General features: G+C 71.1%; 15 protein-coding genes and 1 tRNA gene. 4 read left to right on the forward strand and 12 right to left on the reverse strand.

The window, feature by feature from the left end:
* Positions 1–359 precede the first annotated feature (359 nt).
* The 5 genes from AB0N76_RS17880 to AB0N76_RS17900 are packed head-to-tail and all read right to left on the reverse strand — an operon-like array spanning position 360 to position 9,658.
* Positions 360–2,261, reverse strand: a complete 1,902-nt coding sequence (locus AB0N76_RS17880; RefSeq protein WP_363558130.1) for a DUF1998 domain-containing protein — start codon at positions 2,259–2,261, stop codon at positions 360–362.
* Positions 2,258–5,758 carry a helicase-related protein gene (locus AB0N76_RS17885; RefSeq protein ID WP_363558132.1) on the reverse strand — a complete coding sequence of 1,167 codons (3,501 nt, stop codon included), beginning with the start codon at positions 5,756–5,758 and terminating at the stop codon, positions 2,258–2,260. Before AB0N76_RS17885 ends, AB0N76_RS17880 begins: the two co-directional genes overlap by 4 nt.
* Complete coding sequence (locus AB0N76_RS17890; RefSeq protein ID WP_363558134.1) at positions 5,755–7,485, reverse strand: NERD domain-containing protein; 1,731 nt, start codon at positions 7,483–7,485, stop codon at positions 5,755–5,757. The genes AB0N76_RS17885 and AB0N76_RS17890 overlap by 4 nt, the downstream gene beginning before the upstream one ends.
* Entirely contained in the window at positions 7,485–9,050 is a 1,566-nt protein-coding gene (locus AB0N76_RS17895; protein ID WP_363558136.1) for a hypothetical protein, read from the reverse strand. The genes AB0N76_RS17890 and AB0N76_RS17895 overlap by 1 nt, the downstream gene beginning before the upstream one ends.
* Positions 9,047–9,658: a hypothetical protein gene (locus AB0N76_RS17900; protein ID WP_363558138.1), complete on the reverse strand. Its 612-nt coding sequence runs from the start codon at positions 9,656–9,658 to the stop codon at positions 9,047–9,049. The genes AB0N76_RS17895 and AB0N76_RS17900 overlap by 4 nt, the downstream gene beginning before the upstream one ends.
* Before the next feature lie 1,026 nt (positions 9,659–10,684).
* Here AB0N76_RS17900 and AB0N76_RS17905 point away from each other — a divergent pair.
* Both AB0N76_RS17905 and AB0N76_RS17910 read left to right on the forward strand, forming a co-directional pair.
* A complete protein-coding gene (locus tag AB0N76_RS17905; RefSeq protein ID WP_363558140.1) occupies positions 10,685–10,837 on the forward strand; it encodes a hypothetical protein in 153 nt (50 codons plus the stop codon).
* A 197-nt stretch (positions 10,838–11,034) separates the two neighbouring features.
* Positions 11,035–11,187, forward strand: coding sequence for a hypothetical protein (locus AB0N76_RS17910; RefSeq protein WP_363558142.1), 153 nt, complete (start codon positions 11,035–11,037; stop codon positions 11,185–11,187).
* A gap of 99 nt (positions 11,188–11,286) precedes the next feature.
* Here the strand turns inward: AB0N76_RS17910 and AB0N76_RS17915 are convergent.
* The 6 genes from AB0N76_RS17915 to AB0N76_RS17940 form a co-directional block, all read right to left on the reverse strand.
* A tRNA-Pro gene (locus AB0N76_RS17915) sits at positions 11,287–11,360 on the reverse strand.
* A 155-nt stretch (positions 11,361–11,515) separates the two neighbouring features.
* Entirely contained in the window at positions 11,516–12,775 is a 1,260-nt protein-coding gene (locus AB0N76_RS17920) for an MFS transporter (RefSeq protein ID WP_363558144.1), read from the reverse strand.
* Positions 12,776–13,015: 240 nt separating this feature from the next.
* On the reverse strand, positions 13,016–13,807 hold the full coding sequence (locus tag AB0N76_RS17925) for a DUF1684 domain-containing protein (protein ID WP_363558146.1): 792 nt from the start codon (positions 13,805–13,807) through the stop codon (positions 13,016–13,018).
* Between the two features lie 179 nt (positions 13,808–13,986).
* Positions 13,987–14,847, reverse strand: a complete 861-nt coding sequence (locus AB0N76_RS17930; protein WP_363558148.1) for an acyl-CoA thioesterase II — start codon at positions 14,845–14,847, stop codon at positions 13,987–13,989.
* 229 nt (positions 14,848–15,076) lie between these two features.
* Positions 15,077–15,769 (reverse strand): alpha-ketoglutarate-dependent dioxygenase AlkB, encoded by a 693-nt coding sequence (locus AB0N76_RS17935; RefSeq protein WP_363558178.1) that lies wholly within the window; start codon positions 15,767–15,769, stop codon positions 15,077–15,079.
* A gap of 163 nt (positions 15,770–15,932) precedes the next feature.
* Complete coding sequence (locus AB0N76_RS17940; RefSeq protein WP_363558150.1) at positions 15,933–16,757, reverse strand: transglycosylase family protein; 825 nt, start codon at positions 16,755–16,757, stop codon at positions 15,933–15,935.
* 613 nt (positions 16,758–17,370) lie between these two features.
* Here AB0N76_RS17940 and AB0N76_RS17945 point away from each other — a divergent pair.
* Positions 17,371–18,228, forward strand: a complete 858-nt coding sequence (locus tag AB0N76_RS17945) for a hypothetical protein (protein WP_363558152.1) — start codon at positions 17,371–17,373, stop codon at positions 18,226–18,228.
* A gap of 296 nt (positions 18,229–18,524) precedes the next feature.
* Positions 18,525–19,367, forward strand: coding sequence for a hypothetical protein (locus AB0N76_RS17950; protein ID WP_363558182.1), 843 nt, complete (start codon positions 18,525–18,527; stop codon positions 19,365–19,367).
* A gap of 172 nt (positions 19,368–19,539) precedes the next feature.
* Here the strand turns inward: AB0N76_RS17950 and der are convergent, their stop codons facing one another.
* Positions 19,540–20,994, reverse strand: a complete 1,455-nt coding sequence (gene der / locus AB0N76_RS17955; protein ID WP_363558154.1) for a ribosome biogenesis GTPase Der — start codon at positions 20,992–20,994, stop codon at positions 19,540–19,542.
* Positions 20,995–21,014: the final 20 nt, after the last annotated feature.

Raw genomic sequence — 21,014 nt, forward strand, 5'->3', positions numbered from 1 at the left:
GATAAAGCAGCCTCTCGGCTGAGCCCCGAAGGTCCGCCATGCGACGGACACCGTCGGCCTGCGGAGCTGCCTGCTCATCGCCGCACACACCCAGCTCTGTCTTACCCTCCCCTCACCGAGGCCCCCCCGGGGGCCGACTGGTCGAGCCCCGCCGACTCACCCCCGTCCGCCGGAGGTTTCGCAACGTCCGCGCGACAGCCGTCCACCCGACAGCCGCACCGAAACCGTCCCGGCCGGGCCCGAGGCGGCCTCTCAGATCGACGACCAAGCACCCGGCCAAACACCACGACATCGGCAAGGCAGTCGAACGCGCCGATTCGATCAGGAAGCATCAAGCTCCACGGGCATACCAGCCAAGCTCAGGATGCCGGGAAGAATCCGACGTCCCTCTGTTCCAACCCCCCGACGACAAGCGCCCGGTCGAGGAACCGGTTGTACTCCTCGCACGCGGTTTCGGGGAGAAGGGCGCAGCTATGGCAGGCGGCGAGGTTGCAGGACCCAGGGCCCTGGCCAGGGCTTTCAATACAGACAGGATCGGAGGAGCACCAGGCGGCCTGTGCGAGGGCATTCTGGAGCACGCCTTCGAGGCGGCCGGGCTGTCCCATCCGGACGAGGCCGCCGAGGGTGCCTTCGGAGTCGCCGGCGGCGGTGTAGATGAGCAGGGCTGCCATGCCGTCGGCACCAGGGCTGACGTAGAGGCGTTCTCGCAGGGAGGCCGAGCTGTATCCGCACTCATAGGTGAGCTGGTTGATGAGCAGGTGGGCGAGGGTATGCAGGAGCACGAAACGGGGTGACAGCTCACGTTGCTGCAGCCCCCGGTCCGCAGCCAGGCGGGCGAAGCGCCGGGTGAGTAGGTCGGTCCGTTCAAGTACGCCGGACTGTTCCTCCCAGGGAGCGAGCGCGCCGGTACCGAGTTCGAGGTAGATGCCTTCTCCGCTGACCGCGTAAGCGGGAAGCCATCCACTGCCCGGACGGGCCGGGGTACGCCGCAGGAGGGCCTTGCGAGACGTGCGGTCGTATGAGGACTCCGCGAAGACACGGTTGAAGCCCCAGAGCACCCGGGTCTCCCGGAGCTTCTCCACCAGCCGCACGCGCGTGAAGGCTCCGGCCACCGGCTGGCCGTAGTCCGCCGCTGGCTGGCGGACCACGAGTTCGCTGGACTCGATGGAGTCACGCAGCGCCTGGTACTCGGTGACCCGGAAGTCCGCTGGGTCTTCTGCCACGACCGGCCCGCCAGGGCTGGAGCCGGAGCTGCCGGTGGTCTCGGCGTCGTGGAGGGCCTTGAGGCCGGCCTCGATCTGCGGGTCGGTGAAGCCTTCGAGGATGAAGGCGTTTCCCTGGGCGACCTTTCGGAGCAGGTCCGGAGAGGGGGTCACTCCCTCTCCTAGGAACATGGCCGCCTGCCGCCGGGCCTGAACGATCGTCCCGTCCTGGAGGGCTTCCATAACCTTGGGGTCAGCGGCACTGCTGCCGTCCTCGGGCACGAAGATGGAACTGCTCAGAAGCGGGTAGTACACATTGGCGGCTGCCCGGAGGCTTCCCCTGAGTGGACTGCCACAGGGCTCTCCCACGTATTCGATGCCGAGCCAGGGCGCGGCACCCCGGCACAAGTAGGCGGGTCCACCCGGTTCGAGTTCCTCGGACAGAACGGTGGAGGAGCCGTTGTCCCTGCTGGCCGTTGTCGAGGTCACGCCCTCCAGGCTCCGGCTCTCGCCGCAGCTACACGAGACCCGCTGGGCTGAGAGGGTTCCTCCGCCGGAGGAACGAAGTGAGAGGACGTGGCTGCGGTAGGAAGGCGCGGCGGAACGGTGCACCCACTCGTTCCACGGGAAGTCCTGGAGGTGTCCCCGCTCGCAGATGGCCACGAAAGGGACCTGGGCGATGGCGGGCTTGCGGCGGGAGCCCTCGTGGTGATCGCATATGGGGCGGCGGTCGGCGTGGAGACGGTCTCTGGTCAGCGTCCGGCAGCTCGGGCAGAAACCCCAGACAGGGAATCGGAGGACGGGGACACGGACCTTTCTGTTCATCTCGTCCTCTGCCCAGACCCGGAAGTCCGGCGGCGAGTAGAGCGCGTCGATACCCAGGTGCTGCTCCAGACGCCACTCGTGGATCCGGTACTCCTCACGGTCGCGGTCCTTCCCGGTCGGAAACCAGTGGTCAAGGCCCGCTGTCACGACGGACGTGCCGTCAGAGAGCACGTGCATGGCTCCAGGGCCGAACGGGACAACCAGCTGGGAGCGGCGGACACTTCCGCGGATCATGAGTTTCCTTCCTCGATCGCGTACTGCACGGTGACCTCGACCTCGGATTCGGCATCGACGCCGCGCATCGACGAGGGGATCGCCCAGCTCAGATTCCGCTGGTTCTCGGGCGCGTAGCGGCCGAGTGGCCGCAGGAGCCGACCGTGACCCACGGGGCCGAAATCGCCCCACTCTCCAGGCCGCCATGCCTCCCATTCCTTACGCATCCGGTCCAGCAGGGCCGCTGTACGGCTGGCCTCGTCGGGGTCACAGAATTCAGCGCGGCCGAGCAGCAGCTTCCTGGCTTCCTCCCATCGATCGGCCGGGAATGGGAGGGGAGCGTCGACGGCCTTGCCCCCGGCCTGGCGGATGTAGGCGACGGCGACGGCCCTGAGGGCCCGGTCCAGGGCGGGTGGGGCGAACGGGGTCGAGCTGGTGGGCTCAACCTGGGCGTACAAGCGCTCGTGGTAGCTGCGGAAGCGTTCGAAGTGGCTGCGGTCTCGGGGCTTCCCAGCGCCGTAGAGGGTGACGACCAGACCGGGGATCCGGCGGCCGACACGGCCCGTGACCTGGATGTACTGGGAGGTGCTCTTGGGCTGGCCCACGACGGCCATGAGGGAGAGACGGGGGATGTCGATGCCGACTTCGATCAAGCTGGACGCGAGGCAGGTGTCCACGGCCCGCTGTCCCGGGACGAGTTGCCGCTCCAGCTTCTGGATGGCCTCGGGAACCTCGTCCTGCCGGAGGCGGCTGGTCATCTCCTCGACCCAGTTGAGGTAGCGCATGCCGCTGCGGTCCGTGGTGGAGCGGTTGTTGATGGTGCGCAGGTAGTCAGGGATGTCGGACTGCATGAGAGAGAGCGAGTTGCCGAGCTCGCGGAGGCTGTTGAAGAACGCGAGCAGCGTCCACCAGGGATCGCGCTGGTCCTCGGGGAGGTCCCCGGCGGCCTGGAGAAGCGCCGCGAAGGTGCGGACCTGGACGGTCTGCATGGAGCCGAGAGCAGGGGCGTGCACGCCGATGTAGCGCCGTCCAGGCTTGAGCAGGCCGGTCTCGGGGTTTCGGTCATATACGGCGAAGAACGAGTCGGAGGCGTCGATGCCGTGCGGCGGGAAGAGGTGAACCCGCTCACGACCGTAGAGGGCGCGCACCTGTTCCTCGTGGCGACGGATCGTGGCGGTGGAGGCGACGATCTTCGGGTGGACGGGAGTGCCGCTTCGCCGGTCGGTGCACAGCTCTTCGATGACGCCTTCGTAGAGGCCGGCGAGGGAGCCGAGTGGGCCCGCGATGAGATGCAGCTCGTCCTGGATAACCAGCGACGGCGGCGAGAATTCCCGGGCACCGTCGGCGCCGAGTCCTGAAGGCCCCAGGCCGAACAGAGCGCGGGCCTCGGGGCGCCAGGCCAGCAGGGCGAACTTGTCGATGGTGCCGATGACGAGCGTCGGCCGGCGGTCGTAGAGGTCGTCATCGGTCACGAAGACGGGCAACGGGGTGTCGTCCGCCGAGAAGCGGCACTCGTAGTCCGGACAGATGAACCGTACAGTCCCCGCGTACTCGACGTACCCGGCCACAGGAGTGCGGCTCGCGGAGGCAGCCTGACCGCCCCTTCCGCCCCGGCGGGGACGCCGACGGGGCGCGCCGCTCTCTTCCTGGCCGGTGACGGGACCCATCTGGGCTGCACACCAGGGGCAGCGCAGCAGGAGGAAGGGATTGTCCTCGGCCCCGGACCGGAGCCGGCCGAGGGCCGAGGTCGCATCGCCACGCTTGTTGGGCGTCGTGTCGCCACCCACCCAGATACCGATAGAGAAGGGACCCCCGAGGTCCGGCTCATCTTCCCGCAGTTCTTCGAGTGCGCAGATGAGGGAGGCCGCACGCAGGAACTGCTGCGCGGTCAGCAGACGCAGGGTGTAGCGCATAAGGATGGTGACCCCGGCGTCGGCGGAGTCACGCAGACGGCGCAGGAGAATGGTGAAGGCGGACAGGCCCAGGTACGCCTCGGTCTTGCCGCCACCAGTGGGGAAGTAGATGAGGTCGACGGTGTCACGGTCGTCGTGCAACGGGTCCGCGGTCGACGGGACAGCGGCGAGAAGGAAGGCGATCTGGAACGCGCGCCAGTTGCCCTTCCCTTGGCTGCGGGCCGTGTCTTCGCTCAGTTGGACGCCGTCCACCTCGTAACCGCCGTTGACGTAACGGGTTCTGCGCAGGGGTGCACCAGAGCGAAGCTGCTGGCGCAGCATCACCCGGTTCGTCATCCGGAAGGCGCGGCCGACATCCGTGCTGGGGTCTCGGACGAGTTCGAGGCCCTCCCGCATCCTGGCCAGGGCGGTGCGGCAGCCCTCGATGTGCTTGGCGGCGGCCGGCTGGAACCGCCTGTCGAGTCCTACGGCCTTCTCCTCAAGCCCGTCGATCCACTGTGCGTAGGCGGTGACGACCCGGCTGAGCTGATCGGGGCCTTCCGGTCCATCTCCTGCCAGCTGGTCCATGGAGACGGTCAGCGGGGTGCCGTCGGGCAGCCGGATGTCGGGAGTGATGCTGGGGGCTTCGTACTGCGGCATGGGATCGGCCCTGGCCCAGGAGGAGCGCTCCCCCGTCGGCGTGTCCCAGTCCGCCGCACAGCCGTGTCCGACGGCGAAGGTACAGGCGCCCCGGTAGATCAGGCTGAACGAGGCGTCGTCCGGGTGGGTTCCGGCTTCGGCCGCCTCCGGGTACGGGGCCAGCCAGCCCTGTACCGGCTCGACGGTGATCTCGGTCTGGAAGAGGCTGAGAGCGTCGGGGACCCCATTGCCCAGCGGTGTCCGGTTGACGAGGGCGACAGTGATGAGGCGCCCGTCGTGGTGGGGCCTGATGCGGACGGTGAGTTCGAGGTCCAGGCCATCGAGGCCGGTCGAGGTGTCGGAGGACGGCTGCGGCTTGCGCAGGAGGGGGCCCGCGCTGGCGAGCGTCTCCGGCGACAGATCCCAGACGGCCGCGACGGGGCCGCGGACCCACCAGTGACGGACGCTGCTGCCGATACGCACGGTCCGACGCCGGTAGCGGCCACCAGTGGCGGAGATCCGCAGACCGGCCCGTTCTCCTGCCAAGAGGATTGAAAGGCCCATGGCGCTGGGGCGCCGGTCGTTGGCGCCGAGGAGTTCGAAGTCATCGTCGTCGGCATGACCTCCCTTGCGCGCGTATGCCTCCTGAATGCCTTCGGGCACCTTCGGAGCGTCTTCGTCCTCCTCCCCGTCCTGCCCGTCTTCGCCGTCGTCCACCGATCCGTCAGCCCTGGAGTCCGCGCGCTGGCCAGCGCTGTCCTCCGGTGTCGCCGGGTAGAGGATGCCGACACCGTAGCGAAGGAGGGGACCACGGTCGAGGATCTCCTCGCCGCTGTCAGCGTCGGTCCACGGTCCGCGAGCGGCGGACCAGCCGTCGAACGACGTCTGGTCGAGGGGCTTGCCCGCGGGGGCCGGGCCCATAAGCTCAGCCCGCAGGGCGTCGATGACGTCCTCCCGGGCCCCGAGGTTGTCACTGGCCGTGGTCATGCTCTGCCTGCTCCTTGAACCTGCTTGATGTATCCGGGGCGTGCGCTGTGGGCCATCAGCACGGTGAGCTCGTCCCTGGCCCGGGAGGCACCGACGTAGAAGAGCGCCCGGTCCCGGTCCGTGCCGAAGGCGGTGATGTCGGTGAGGACGACGGCGGGGGCGTCCAGCCCCTTGAACGTGTGCACGGTTCCGTACCGGACAGATCCCGGTTTCGGGACGTCCAGGGGTGTCAGCCGCCCCTTCCAGCTGGGGGCACGGCAGGTGCCGGCGGCACTGAGCTCGTCCCGGAGCGGAGACAGGACGACGATGTCCTCGGGCGAGAATCCCTCCCGGGTGAGCTCCGTGAGGCGGCTGGCCAGCTGTCGCTGCTGCTCCTCGTCGTCCGCCCACCAGAGGTTCGTGGCCTGGCGGTCGTTGGAGGGCCTCAGGGTGCCCGCGTATCCGGGGTCGAGTACCGAGGTGACCTCCACGTACAGCGTGATGCCGGGGACGCTCCGGCAGTTGTGGTTCAGCGTGACCGAGGGCAGCTCTCCGGCCCGTTTGTGCAGGACGTCCATGCCCTCGCCGTCGGAACCGTAGAGGGCCTGACGGGTGAAGTCGCCGAAGCCCAGCCATCGGCCTGCGGACAGGCCACCCCGTACGGAGAAGTCGAGGACATCGAGGTAGGACTCACGCATCAGGTCCTGTGCCTCGTCCACGACGAGCACATCGAACGGGGGCTCATCCTTCTCCATAAGGACGTCCAGGGCAGCCTCGGGCAGCACCTCGGTGAAGAAGCCCCCGGTGCCGTCGGCATCGCGGGCGGACGGGGCCAACCCGGCCATATAGGAATGGAAGCTGGTTGCCGTCACCCCTGGCAGGCCTGCAGTCTCCTCCTTGAGCCAGCGGCCGAGGTGGCGGTTGAAACAGCACAGGAGCACCCGCTGTCCCCCGGCGGCGTAGCGGCGTGCTGCCTCCACCGCCACGTAGGTCTTGCCCGTCCCGGCAGCACCGTCCACCATGCAGCGCCGGTTCCTGGCGATCATGTCGAGCACTTCGTACTGTTGCTGGGTGAACGCCTCCGCCTCGCGCTCCATCCGCTGCCGCCTCAGCTTCGGCGGCTCGGCGAACTCGAACGAGGGCCGCAGAGCCCGGATGATCCGCTCAGCCTGCCCGGCATCGGGGGCCACGGACGCCGGGTCGAACCATGCCGCCCCCGATGTGGCCGCGAGGTGGGCCCGGTGCGCGTCCAGGACCCCGGTGACCAGCGCCGCCACGGAGCGGCTGCGGAAGGCGACCGTGTCCAGTGCCTGCCACGAGTGCCACTCCATCGGCCCGGACACCGCGAAGCGGCTGTGGGTGAACAGCACCGCGCATGCAACCGGCACCGCACCGGCACCGCCGCTGGGGCCCCCGAGCTTCTTTCTGACGCCGTGCATGGCCTCGTCGGCCTGCTGGAACGGGCTCCGATTGGTCAGGGGCTGATTGCCGAGGCGCCACTCCCCGCTCGGAAGCCGCCGCACCTGGAGATGCGCCTTGACCTCCAGAACGAGTATCCCTTTACCCGGGACGATGATGACGAAGTCTGCCTCCCCCTGGATCTGTCGCGGGTGCTGGGCGATTCCGAGCGAGTGGAGGACCGTCCAGTCCCCGGTCGCCGGATCATCGCGCAGCCGCTGGAACACCTCCCGTTCCCCCGGGCTCGGCGTTCCGGCTGGATCGAACGAGGGCGGGATCATACGTGCCATCAGAGAACCTCCAGGGAACGGAGCCGGCACAGGTAGTGCACGGGAACGGTCAGCTGCCCGGGCAGCAGCGAGTCGACGAGGGCCACCCGCGCGCCAGCCTCGGTGTCGTCCAGGGAGATGTCGCACCACTGATCGGACTGCAAGGTCTCCCAGGTGCGGCCCGAGACGGCCCGCTGGACGGCCTCGGCGTAGTTACGCCCGACCTTGCGGTGCGCGTGGTCGATCCGGCCCAGCGCCTCCCAAGCGTGGTCGGCTTCGTCGCCGCGTCCGAGATAGCGCATCACCACGGTGAAGTCCGCTTTGAGGCGCGTCCGGATGCACCACGGCCCTGTCCAGTAGCCCAGGTTGGCGGTCGTCGCGCCCCGGGCCTTCAGGTCGGTGGCGACGCCGTCGACCCCGTCCCGATGACGGGCGACACGGTGACGCAGTTGTGCCTTCCACACCCGCTGGATCTCGCGCAGCATCAGGGCGTCCTCGCCGAGTGCGGCGTCGGCGCGCTCGACCAGGCTCTGGTAATAGGACCCGCCGCGCAGTACGACGGCGTCGCCGATCGTCACCGTGGCCGCGTCCACCGCCTCGACGGCTGGCCTGCCCTCGTCGTCCGCCTCGACGAGCAGCACCTTCTGAACGCCCCCGTCCCGGGGCAACAGTACGAAGGAACCGTCGGCCAGCTGCGCCGCCTGAGCGGCCACACGCTCATGCGCGCCCGGGGCAGGCTGCTCCAGCACGTCGGCGGGCAGCCCCGCGACCGCTTCGCCAGCCAGGGAGAGCACATCGAAGCCGGTCAGCCCCGGCGGCTCACTGACCTCGGGAACGCCTGCCCGGAGAACCTCCGCTCCCCCGAGGAGGAGGGACGGGCGCCGGATGATCCGCGACGGCATCCGGCCACGCCGGACCGGTCCTTCCCCGAACAGCGGCCAGACGTCCTGCGGCTCGCGGTAGAAGTCATAGTGCACCAGCCCGATCCGGGAGGCGCGCGGAGCGTTCAGCACCCCGGGCGGAAGCCAGCCCACGGGCCCGATAACGACTGCGGCGCCGTACACGCGGGTCCCGGCGAGGTCCCGGGCGGTACCCACGTCTACCGGGCACCTCAACGCGGTGAACGCGGCCACCGCGTCGTCCTGGTGGGCGCGGCTGGTGACCACCACCAGGACACTGCCCGCACCGGGCGATTCCAGGTACTTCAGCACGCCGCGGGCCAGCGGGTTCTCGCGCTCCCGACCCAGGTTCCGCAACGCGTCTGCGACCGCGTCGAACTGCCTCAGCAAGCCGCGGTCAGCGACCCGCTCGATCACCCTCGCTCGGCCGGCCAGGGCTTCCGCGCTCTCCCGCAGTCCCAATGCGCCGGATTTGAGCGGCAGGGGTACTGTCCCGATGAGCCACCGTGCGCGGCGGATCTCCGCACATGACTGCCGCCACAGGTCGGAGCCCTCCGACTCTCCCACCGCGCGCAGGAATTGTGATGCCGCATACATGAACGCGCTGACACCCGAGTGCCGTACCGGCTGCTCCACTATCTCGGCGTCGGCCCTCTGGTACACACCGTCCGCATCCAGCATGCTCACCGCTGCCTCCGCCTGGTCCGCCAGGCCAGCGCCTCGACACCAGCAGGGAGGGCCCGTACAAGCCCGTCGGGCATGGGCAGATCGGCCTGGCGGCGCGCCCGGTTCGCGTAGAGCGCGTCCGCTGCGGCCACGGCCGAGGGGCTCGTCCGCTCAACCACGGCCATCGTCACCTCCGCCAGGCTCGCCGCCATCCACCGCCGTACCGTCGCGGCACCGTCCAGCACCGCCACGGCCGGTTTGCGGGACCGCACTGGACCACGGATCTCCTCCGGATCGCTCCTGCTCGACAGAACGACGCTGCGGTAGTGGGTGCCCGGCGAGTGCACGTCGCGCAAACGCATCAGCTCTTGAAGGGACAGACCGGGACGGCCCGGAGCCGCGGCAACCTCCTGCGCCTCCGCCAGAACCGTGCTCACGACCCCCACCAGTACGCAGTCGAGCGAGCAGTGCCGGTAGTACTCGTCCAGGGGGCCCGTCAGCAGCCCGCTGGCGCCGCCCGGTGCCCCGGTTTCCTCGCTGAAACGGTTGCGGTCGGTGTAGTCCCCGGGCTGATCGGGCCAGGGCAGCGTCTGAATCCGGTACTGATCAGCCGGGAACCACGACACCATGCCTGGTCGCCCGCCGGGGCCCGGGCGGCCCGACAGCTCGTAGACCTTCCCGTGATGGTTCTCGACGGCCCTCAGGAAAAGGCCCGAATATGCGCGTTTCCCCGCACCTGGTAAGTCCGCAGGCACGATCCGAACGCAGGTCCCTGCCGGGAGGTCCCATGCCTGCTCGAATCCGAGCTCCCGCTCGGCACGCGATCGCGCTGTCCATGACGTCCGGTCCACCGAACCCAGCGCGAGAAGCACGGCGGCGTACTCACGGGCTGGGACGGACAACGCCACGACGGCGCTGTCACCGGCCTCACTCAGCTCGGCGGCCCATCGGCCGGCCCGGGTGAACCATACGGCCCACTCGGGCAGCTTCCGCCAGCCCCCTTCCGTGCTCAAGTAGGCGCCGCGGAGCGCAGACCCGCTATCCGCCACCGACCCAGCCCCCAAGCCCGCCCGAGAGTTCACTTGTGCCGCCACGCGACCTCTAGTACTGGCAGCGCTCGCGATCGTACAACATTGCCACAATTCGTCACATCAACTTCATTGTCTCAAAACGGACTTACTGCTGCGAGGCATGCTGCCTGCGCGCTGCAGCCGATCAGCTCCCGGGTATCCGCGTGGCCGCCGACGTCCATCAGGTGGCCCATCACGTCGAGGACGAAACGGGTCGGGTCGCCCACAGAGCTACCGCAGGAGAGCAGACTCCAGCGGGCGCCTCGTCGCCGGCATAGTCCAGCGTGCCGATGAAAGCTCGTACCGGCCACGGTCAAGGTGCAGCACCAGTTCGTCGACCCACCATTGCAACCCGGTCGCAGACTCGTTGCACCGGTCCCCCCTCAGCGGGCGGGACCGGCTCAACGGCGCCACCCTCCTGCGCGCCGCCGCAAATGCCAGCGGCTCCCTCCAAAAGCCGACCTGCCAGGTTCAGCAATGCTGTTGTCGGCGACGGCAGCGTGCTCACCCTCATCGAGAACCCGGAGAGCTCACAGGCCGTCCTCGGGCACCACTTCAACACCGGTCCTGCACTGCTAGCTTCAGATGGGAACGGGAATGCGCCGCTGGGAGCTCCTGGGGCTGCACTGGCCCGATGTACACCTGGCCGAGCGGGTGCCGCTGGTGCGGTGGAACCTCACCGCCGTCGACAACAACCTCCACCTCGGACATCCGAAGACCAAGGCGAGCCGCAACTGAATCAGTGAGGCCGCGCGGGTGCGCCCCGCTCGAATGGTTCATGCTCTGCCAGCCGGACGGCACGCCGCTACGCCCGCAACGGCTCTTGGTCACGCTGCGCCGCAGGTCCGCAGAGATCGCTCTCCCCAGAATTGGTGTGCACGATCTGCGGCACACGGGCCGCCAGCAGCATGATCAGCTCAGATGTTCCACTGGCCGTGGCATCGAAGACGCTGCGGCACTCGACACTGTCGACCACCGTCAACATCTGCGGCCACTTACTCCCGCACGTCACCCGCGACGCGGTCACCGCGCTCTGCCAGGCGCTGGACGACGCCTCGCCGCCGTCAGCCCTCGCGAACGTCACATAGCTGGCTGACCATCACCGGATCCACGGCATCCGCCACCACCGTCCGCCCGAACGAGAACAGCGGGCCCGTCATTTCTGACAGACCCGCTGGTCACATACGTCGGGACGACAGGATTTGAACCTGCGACCCCTTGACCCCCAGTCAAGTGCGCTACCAAGCTGCGCCACGTCCCGTGGTCTCGTGGCCCTGGGCTGAGCCTGGGGGGCTCGGCCTTGGGTTTCTCGACCTTGTCGGCCGGTTTTCCCGGCGACGAGGAAAACAATACAGCACGTCGGGGGGTGCTCGCTGCCAGGTTCGGGGGTGCAGGGGTGGGGGCGCGGGGTGGGGGTCAGGGGGTGGGGTGGTGGGCGTCGTAGCGGAGGAAGGCGGGGCGGCGGGCGGCGAGGAGGAGGATGGCGGCGACGCAGGCGAGGCCGCCGCTGACGACGGAGACGGCGGGGCTGGTGAGGGAGGCGACGGCGCCGGATTCGAAGTCGCCGAGGCGGGGGCCGCCGGCGACGACCACGATGAAGACGCCCTGGAGGCGGCCGCGCATCTCGTCGGGGGCGGCGACCTGCATCATCGTGTTGCGGAAGATCATGCTGACGGTGTCGGCGCAGCCGGCGACGGCGAGGAGGAAGAGGCCGAGCCAGAGGTTGCGGACCAGGCCGAAGGCGGCGATGGCGAGGCCCCAGGCGATGACGGAGGCCAGCACGGCGACGCCTTGGCGGCGGACGCGGCCGACCCAGCCGGAGAAGAGGGCGCCGGCCAGGGCGCCGACGGCGGGGGCGGCGACCAGCAGGCCGACGGTGCGGGCGTCGCCGCCGTAGAAGGTGACCGCGATGGCCGGGAACAGGGCGCGCGGCATGCCGAAGATCATCGCGGCCAGGTCGGCGAGGAAGCTGGTGCGCAGGTTGGGCTGCTCGCGCAGGAAGCGGAGGCCGTCGAGGACGGAGGCGCGGCCCTTGCGCTCGCCCTGCGGAAGCATCGCGGGCAGGCGCCACATCGCGTAGATGGTGGCGCCGAAGGCGGCGGTGTCGACGAGGTAGGCGGCCTGGACGCCGTAGGCGCCGATGAGGACGCCGCCGATCATGGGCCCGACGGTGAGGCCGAGGTTCATGCTGACGGTGTTCAGGGCGTTGGCGGCGGGGAGTTGGTGCTCCGGGACGAGGCGCGGGATCATCGCCGACCGGGCGGGCGAGGCGAGTGCGAAGAAGGCGGCCTGGGCGGCGACGGCGGCGTAGAGGACCGCGACCAGGCCGAGGCCGGCGAGCGCCTGGGCGGCCAGGACGGCGGAGACGGCGGCGAGGCCCGCCGCGCCTATCAGGCCGAGTCGGCGGCGGTCGACGGTGTCGGCGATCGCGCCGCCGTAGAGGCCGAAGGCCACCAGGGGGAAGAGGGAGAAGAGGCCGACCAGGCCGGTCGCGAAGGCGGAGCCGGTCAGGTCGTAGACCTGGACGGAGACGGCGACGGCCGTCATCTGCTGGCCGACCGAGGAGACGGACTGCCCGAACCAGACCCGCCGGTAGTCGGCGTGGTCGCGCAGCGGGGTCAGGTCGGCGAAGGCGCCGCGGGCGGCACGCCGGTACCAGGGCGAGGGGGAGGGCAAGGGGGAGGGGGAGGAGGTGGGGGAAGGGGAGGTCGGTGACGGGGCCTCGTCGGTGGGGAGCTGATTGGCAGGATGATTGGTTGACACGGGTTCCATCGTCCGCTTCCTCCCGCCGGCACCACCGACCGGGGTCAGGGCAGTCGCCCGCCACCTGCGTTGACCTGGATGGGCGGTGAGGTGAGGTCCACCACGGCGCCGGGACGGGCGGGCAAGCCGCCCCGGCGACAGCGGCGGGTGGCGCTACCGGGTGAGGACCTGCTTCTCGCCCGCCTCGACCGCGAGCTCCAGCCGGTTGCCGGGTGGCGGGAACGGGCAGATGAAGTGGTCCGCGAAGGCGCACGGCGGCAGGTAGGCGCGGTTGAGGTCGAGCACCGTGCGACCGTCCGCGTCCGGCTCCGGCAGGCTGATGAAGCGGAACCGGTAGGTGTCCCGGCCGCTGGTGGCGTCGGCGATCACGCCGCTCAGACCGCTGCCCGAGCGGCCGACCGTCAGCGAGTGGTGCTCGCCGGCGACGGTGAACGTGATCCGGCCGCTGACGGCCAGCGGGCGCTCCCGGCCGTCGGCGTTCGGGACGACCACCGCCTGCTCCTCCTCGCCCTCGAACGGGGTGAAGACCGCCGGGACGGCCCACTCCGGCGCGTAGGGGTACGCGGAGATGCCGGCGAAGGACACCCGCCGGGGCGCCGCCGGGTCGAAGACCCGCAGGGCCAGCTCGCCCTCGCGCTCGATCGGGACGAGCAGCAGGTCGCCCAGCGCGGCGGTGTCCCCCGCCGGGTCGGTGTCCGGACGGAGCAGCACCTCACCGTCGACGGGGGCCGCCGCGCCGGCGACGGTGAGGCCGTCGGCCGCGGCCGCCCGGACCCGGATGCCCTCCGGGTCCGTCCACCACTGGCCGGGCAGGCCGGGGATCTCCGTGGGCTCGGGCGCCAGCCAGTACGTGCCGGTGAGCGCCAGCTGCCCGTGCTGTGCGCTGACGGACGCGGCCCGCCCGTCGCTCCAGTGCTTCCATTCCTCCGCGGCCGTCGCCGTCATCGGCACGCCCTCCCGCTCGGTCCAGGGCCCGCCGGGCGGGCCGTCCGTCTCTCCGTCACCCCATCGAACATCGGACACCCGGGTGGGGCATTCCCTTCGCCGGATCCCGTCGCACAGTCGTCACATCAATCAATGTGTCCGTCATATCGACGCCGCCGCCACCAGGCCGGCGGCGACGTTCAGTCCTTGATGCGGCGGAACAGGCCCTCCTGCACCACCGACACCACCAGCTGGCCGCTGCGGTCGTAGATCTGGCCGCGGGCGAGGCCCCGGGCGCCGTGCGCGATCGGCGACTCCTGCTGGTAGAGCAGCCAGTCGTCGGTGCGGAACGGCCGGTGGAACCACATCGCGTGGTCGAGCGAGGCCATGTCGAAATGCCGGGTGCCCCAGAGCGGCTCGACGGGGGCGCGGACCGCGTCCAGCAGGGTCATGTCGCTCGCGTAGGTGAGGGCACAGACGTGGATCAGCGGGTCGTCCGGCAGCTCGCCGTTGGTCCGCAGCCAGACGCCGCTGCGTGCCTCGACGCCGGCCAGGTCCTCGGTGCGCCAGCGCAGCCGGTCGACGTAGCGGATGTCGAAGGGCTGGCGCCGGCTGATGAACGGCGGCAGCTCGCCGAGCCGCGAACCGACCTCCTCCAGCGCGCTCGGCAGCTCCTCGGGGGCCGGGACGGCGGGCATCGGGTACTGGTGCTCGATGCTGTCCGGCTCGGGGGTGTGGAAGTCCGCGGTCAGCGCGAAGATCGACCGACCGCCCTGGATCGCCAGCACCCGGCGGGTGGTGAACGAGCGGCCGTCCCGGAGCCGGTCCACCTGGTAGACGATCGGCAGGCCCGGCACCCCGGGGCGCAGGAAGTACGCGTGCAGCGAGTGGACCGGCCGGTCGCCGTCCACGGTGCGGCCCGCCGCGACCAGCGCCTGCCCGGCGACCTGCCCGCCGAACGTGCGCTGGAGCGCCTCCTCGGGGCTGCGGCCGCGGAAGATGTTCAGCTCGATCTGCTCGAGGTCCAGCAGTGCGACGAGATCGTCGACGGGGGTACCCATGGGACACGTCCTCTCCGGGCCGCCGCCCGGACCGGAGGTCTTCCGCCCGGCTGCCGGCAACCCGTTCTCTCGAATTCTCCAGCTCAATCGAATTCTTCAGCGAGCCGGGGCATTCCCCCACGCCAGGCCTTCGTCCGCCGATTCACTCGAACGAAGTCGAACAGTATCGGTCGGCTGACGCCCGGCTTCCCCCGGGACCGGCGCCGGTACCCCACCACGAACGGCCCGCTCACAGCCCGGACTGCCGCACGGTGATGTTGAGCCGCCCGGTCAGCGCCAGTCCCAGCGCCGGGTCCGCCGTCCCCGGCAGCGTCCGCACCACCCCGTGGTAGGCGAACCGGGCCGGACCGCCGAAGACCAGCAGGTCCCCGCTGCGCAGTTCCAGATCGGTCCACGGCCTGGTCCGGGTCTCGGTGTTGCCGAGCCGGAAGACGCACGTGTCGCCGAGCGACAGCGAGACGACCGGCGCGTCCGTCCGCTCGTCGCGGTCCTGGTGCAGGCCCATCTTCGCGCCGTGCGGGTAGTGGTTGACGATCGCGATGTCCGGCTCGTACCCGGCCGCGCCCGCGATCCCGCCGCCGTCCGGGCCGTACGCGTCGGCGACCGCACGCCGGGCGAGTGCGCCGAGCTCGGACGGGAACGGCTTGACCGGGGTGCCGTCGGCGGCGGTCCGCGAGTAGCCGTACGGGTACCAGTGCCAGCCCAGGCTGACCATCCGGACGGACATCATCCCGCCGGTGGGCATCCGGACGGCGTGCAGGCCCGCCGGCGGCCGGGCCCACGCGCGGCAGGCGGCGACCAGCCGGAGCTGCTCGGACGCGTCGAGCCAGCCGGGGAGCAGCACCGCGCCCGGCGCCGGCTCGGACCGTTCCCGCTCGGGCCCCGGAGCGTCGGAGGGGACGGAACCGGGGGAACCGAACAACTCTCCCTGGGTCACTCCCCCATCCTCGCTCACCCGTCCGACAACGGGCCGCCCGCGGCGCAACGGGCCCGTGACACGCCGACGGCCGCCTCCCCGTCGTGCGGGGAGGCGGCCATCAGGACATCGGATCAGACGATCAGACCGACCAGCCGGATCAGACCGATCAGACGGTCAGGGCCTGGCCCGGGAGGATGAGGTCCGGGTTGGCACCGATGACCTTGACGTTCTTGTTGTACAGGTCGTGCCAGTCGACGCCCAGCCCGGCGGCGATCTTGCTCAGGGTGTCGCCGGTCTTGACGGTGTAGGTGCCGTCGACCTGCTTGGCGTCGTTCGAGGTCCAGGACTTGCCGGACTTCGCGGCGGCGTCGGCCTTCGCGGCGTCGGCCTTCGGCGCGACGGCGGCGGCCTTCGGGGCCTCGGCAGCCTTGGCGGCGGCCTTGGGCGCCTCGGTGGCCTTCGGGGCGGCCGGCTTCGGGGCCTCGGTGGCCTTCGGCGCGGCGGCCTTCGGGGTCGCGGTGGCGGCCGGGGCGGCCGGCTTCGCGGCGGGGGCGGTGGTCGCCGGGGCGGCGGTGTCGACCGCGGCCGGGGTGCCGCCCTTGGTCAGACCGGCCTTGACGGAGCAGACGGGCCAGGCGCCCGGGCCCTGCGAGGCGAGGACCTTCTCGGCGACGGCGATCTGCTGCGCCTTGGTGGCCAGGTTGGCCTGCGAGGCGTAGGCGGTGCCACCGAAGGCGGCCCAGGTGCTGGAGGTGAACTGCAGACCGCCATAGAAACCGTTGCCGGTGTTGATGGCCCAGTTGCCACCGCTCTCGCACTGGGCGACAGCGTCCCAGGTGGAGACGGAGGCGGCAGAGGCCGAAGTGGCCGTGACGAGGCCGGCCACCGGCAGGGCCGCGACAGCGGCACCGGCCACGACAGCCATCCGAACGCGGTTGCGCTTGGTGACGGTGGAGGAGGTGGCAGCGGCGGTCTCGTTACGGAAGGTCATGGGGTTCCTCTCGACAGCCCCGGGCGGGCATGCGGAACCAAGCCCTGGGAGGGTCCGGAAAGCGCGCGCCGCGTCCGTCGGGCGGCCGGAGACGCGTCGGACGTCCCGTGCCGCCCCGGCCACCCGCCACACACCGGCGACCTGTTCGAGCGGTCGCGTCGGCGGGCACCGTCCGCGCCGGGGTGAACCAGCGGGCCGTGCGTCGGGGGTGAACCCGGGTGGTGCTCGTTGCACCGCCAATGAAGCTACGAGTCGGGCCGCCGGGGATCCAAACACCGGACGGTCTCCCCAGCTCAGCAAGGCGTTACCAGCGGTAACGACCATGCAATCCTGTCCGATTTGTCCGTTTTAACCGTCATTTCCTAGATCAAACATCGCCGACCCGTGACTCACCTCACGGTTTCATTCCGGCAGTCCCGCCACCGAGATCGACAGATTGCGACGCCCAGAAAACCCTCCGCGATCGAATCAGGGGCAATTCCCGTCACCCGGACCCCCCACCCGTGACCCCTGCCACAGGGGCCCGTTGGTAAGGGCGGCCGGATCCGCCCCGCCTCCGGCTCGAACAGACCCGACCGTCCGCGCCCCCGACCCACCGCACCGAGGAGACCCAGTGCCGCGCATGCTCGACGTCAGCGACGAAGTCCGATCCGAGATCGGCGACGACGAGGCCGACCGCCTGCTCGGCGGCGCCCACGCGCCCGACAACTACGAGTGCACCTCCTGCCGCACCCCCGGCGACGCGCTCCAGGAGCCCACCAGCACCGTGCTGTTCGTCGGCGAGGAGACGGCCGTGCTCGCCTTCGCCCACGCCCGCTGCATCCCGTCCCAGGTGGTCCCGGTCTCCGAGGAGCAGCTGGTCGGCGCCGTCCGCAGCATCAGCCAGGCCCAGGGCGACGCGCCCGCCGCCCAGCCGCAGCCGCCGATCCCGGCCCCGGCCTCCGGGGCGACGCCCGGCGGGGCGTCCGACCCGGCCGCCGACCGGTCGGGCGCGCCCGGCCAGGCCGCGATCCTCGGCATCACCTGCGGGCTGGTCCTGCACGGCGACGCCGGCCACGCCTCGCTCGTCGTCGAACCGACCGGACCGGTCGGCCGCCCGGGCAACACCAGCGGCGAGGACGAGTTCCTCGACCTGCTCCAGGACGCCGGCTTCCAGCCGGTCACCGACCTCGACAAGACGCCGGACCAGCTGCCCGGCTGGTCGGTGCTGGTCGCGATGGGCAAGCTGCACGCGATCCTCCAGCCCGCCGCGGCCGGCGGCAGCACCGGCTGGTGGCAGGCCCACCAGCCGCTCCAGGTGACCGAGGCCTGGCGGTTCACCGCCAGCCAGCTCGGCGAGGTGACCATGTACGCCGTCCCGGCCGGCATGGTCGGCCGACAGCCGCGCGAGGACCTGCTGCGCCAGGCGCTGGAGCGCGCGGTGGCCCTCGGCCAGGTGGTGGCCGCCTCCCTCCCGCTCGCCGGCACCTGAGCCGGCACCCGAGCCGGCACCCGGGCCGAGACCCGAACAACCGGCCCCGGCCCCGGCCGGCCCCGCCCGCCCCGGCCGGAAGGCGGCCCGTCCCGATCGGCAGCGCGGCGTGAGCGTGCGCGGCGTCCCGTGCGCGTCCCGTGCACGCTCACGCACGCCCGCGCGCCCGCACACCTCGCACGCGTCCGGACGTGCCCGCGCGCGTCCGCGCGCGCCCCTGCCGATCGGCATAGGCCACCTTCCGCCCGGGCCGAGGGACCCCGCATCCCCCGGCGCCCTCGCTCGTTGGGCCCTGCGTGTACAGCTACGACGTCCCCGCAGCCCCCCGGCGGTCCGCCACCGCCTCCCGCGCGATCCCGGGCATGCGCCCGTCGTACGACGCGGAGCACCCGCACTCCGCGACGCCGATCTACGACGAGCTGTACTCCGAGTACCGTCGCCTCTTCCGCGCGCTGCCGGGCGACCGGTCCGGCGAGGAGGACCTGAAGTTCGCCGGCTTCGCCGTCCGGGACGGCTATCCGGTGCTCGCCGACCCGCGCCCGTACCCGCCGCAGCACCAGACGTTCCAGACGTACGCGGGTCAGGCGATCGGCATCCCGCAGTTCATGCCCAGCCAGCAGAGCGGCCCCGACCAGACCGGCCACACCGGTCACACCAGTCACAGCGGCCACACCGGTCATGCCGCGCACACCGGCCACCACGGACCGCTCGGCCAGCACCTCGCGCACGACCACGGGCACGCCCACGGTCACGGCCACACCCAGGGCCACGCCCACACCCACGGCGGCCAGGCCGTACACGCGACCCACGGCGGTCACGGCGGCCACCCCGCCGACGGCCTCGGCCACGGTCAGGGCCACTCCCCCGCCCAACCCGCCACTCCCCAGGCGCAGTTCGGCGGCGGCCAGTTCGGCACCGGCCAGGGCTGGGTCGCGGCCGGGTACCTGGGCCCGGTCCCGCAGCCGATGCCGGTCCCCGTTTCCGTCCCCGCACCGATGCCGGTGACCGTCCCGGTGCCCGCGCCCGGCTCGGGCACCGCCTTCGGTCACGGCGGCCCCGGCGGCCCGGGCGCGACCACCGGCGGCCGCCACCGCAGCCTGCTCTCCCTCCCCCCGGGCCGCAGCGGCAGCCACCACTGAACCGCCGCCGGCCTGGAACAAGAACAAGCGCAAGCGCAAGAAGAAGGGCCCCGCCCCCGGTCGCGAAACCGGGTGACGGGGCCCTTCCCCTACTCCATCGCCCGACGGCTCCCGCCGTCCGGACGACTACGGCCGACTACGGCCGACTACGGCCGACTACGGCCGTCCACCACTACTTCTTCTTGCGCTTCTCCCGCACCCGCACCGAGATCGAGATCGGCGTGCCGACGAAGCCGAACTCCTCACGCAGCCGGCGCTCGATGAACCGGCGGTACCCGGCCTCCAGGAAGCCCGAGGCGAACAGCACGAAGCGCGGCGGACGGGCGCCCGCCTGGGTGCCGAACAGGATGCGCGGCTGCTTGCCACCGCGGATCGGGTGCGGGTGGGCGGCCACCAGCTCGCCGAGGAAGGCGTTCAGGCGGGCGGTCGGGATACGGGTCTCCCAACCCTCCAGCGCGGTCTCGATCGCCGGGACGAGCTTCTCCATGTGCCGGCCGGTCTTCGCCGAGACGTTGACCCGCGGCGCCCACTGCACCTGGACGAGATCGCGCTCGATCTCGCGCTCCAGGTAGTAGCGGCGCTCCTCGTCCAGCTGGTCCCACTTGTTGTAGGCGACGACGACGGCGCGCCCGGACTCGACGGCCATCGAGATGATCCGGGTGTCCTGCTCGGCGAGGGTCTCGCTGGCGTCGATCAGGACGACCGCGACCTCGGCCTTGTCCAGCGCGGCGGTGGTGCGCAGCGAGGCGTAGAAGTCGGCGCCGGCGGTCAGGTGGACCCGGCGGCGGATGCCGGCGGTGTCGACGAACTTCCAGGTCTTGCCGCCGAGCTCGATCATCTCGTCGACCGGGTCACGGGTGGTGCCGGCCAGCTCGTTGACGACCACCCGCTCCTCGCCGGCGACCTTGTTGAGCAGGCTGGACTTGCCGACGTTCGGCCGGCCGATCAGCGCGATGCGGCGCGGGCCGCCGGGGGCGGCGTCGCCGAAGGTCTGCGGCGGGGCCTCGGGCAGCGCGGCCATGACGGCGTCGAGCAGGTCGCCGGAGCCGCGGCCGTGCAGGGCGGAGACCGGGAACGGCTCGCCGAGGCCGAGCGACCAGAGGTAGGCGGCCTCGGCCTCGGTGGAGGGGCCGTCGACCTTGTTGGCGCAGAGCACGGTCGGCTTGCCGGCCCGGCGGATGAGCTTGATCAGGGCTTCGTCGGTGTCGGTGGCGCCGACCGTGGCGTCGACCACGAACAGCACCGCGTCGGCCTGCTCGATGCCGAGCTCGGCCTGCGCGGCGACCATGGCGTCGATGCCGAGGACGTCGATCTCCCAGCCGCCGGTGTCGACGACCTTGAAGCGGCGGCCGTTCCAGGCGGCCTCGTAGGTGACGCGGTCGCGGGTGACGCCGGGCTTGTCCTCGACGACGGCCTCACGACGGCCGATGATGCGGTTCACCAGGGTCGACTTGCCGACGTTCGGGCGGCCGACGACGGCCAGCACCGGCAGCGGGACGTGGCTGCCGTCGCCGAAGCCGTCGATGTCGTCGAGGTCGAAGCCCTCCTCGGCGGCGAGCGCCATGTACTCGGCGTAGTCGGAGGCGTCCAGTTCGCCGGGGCCGGCGGTGGAGTGCTCTGCGGTCATGTTCGTGTTGTCCGTTTCCC

This window comes from Kitasatospora sp. NPDC093806 (assembly GCF_040683335.1).
Lineage (GTDB): Bacteria > Actinomycetota > Actinomycetes > Streptomycetales > Streptomycetaceae > Kitasatospora.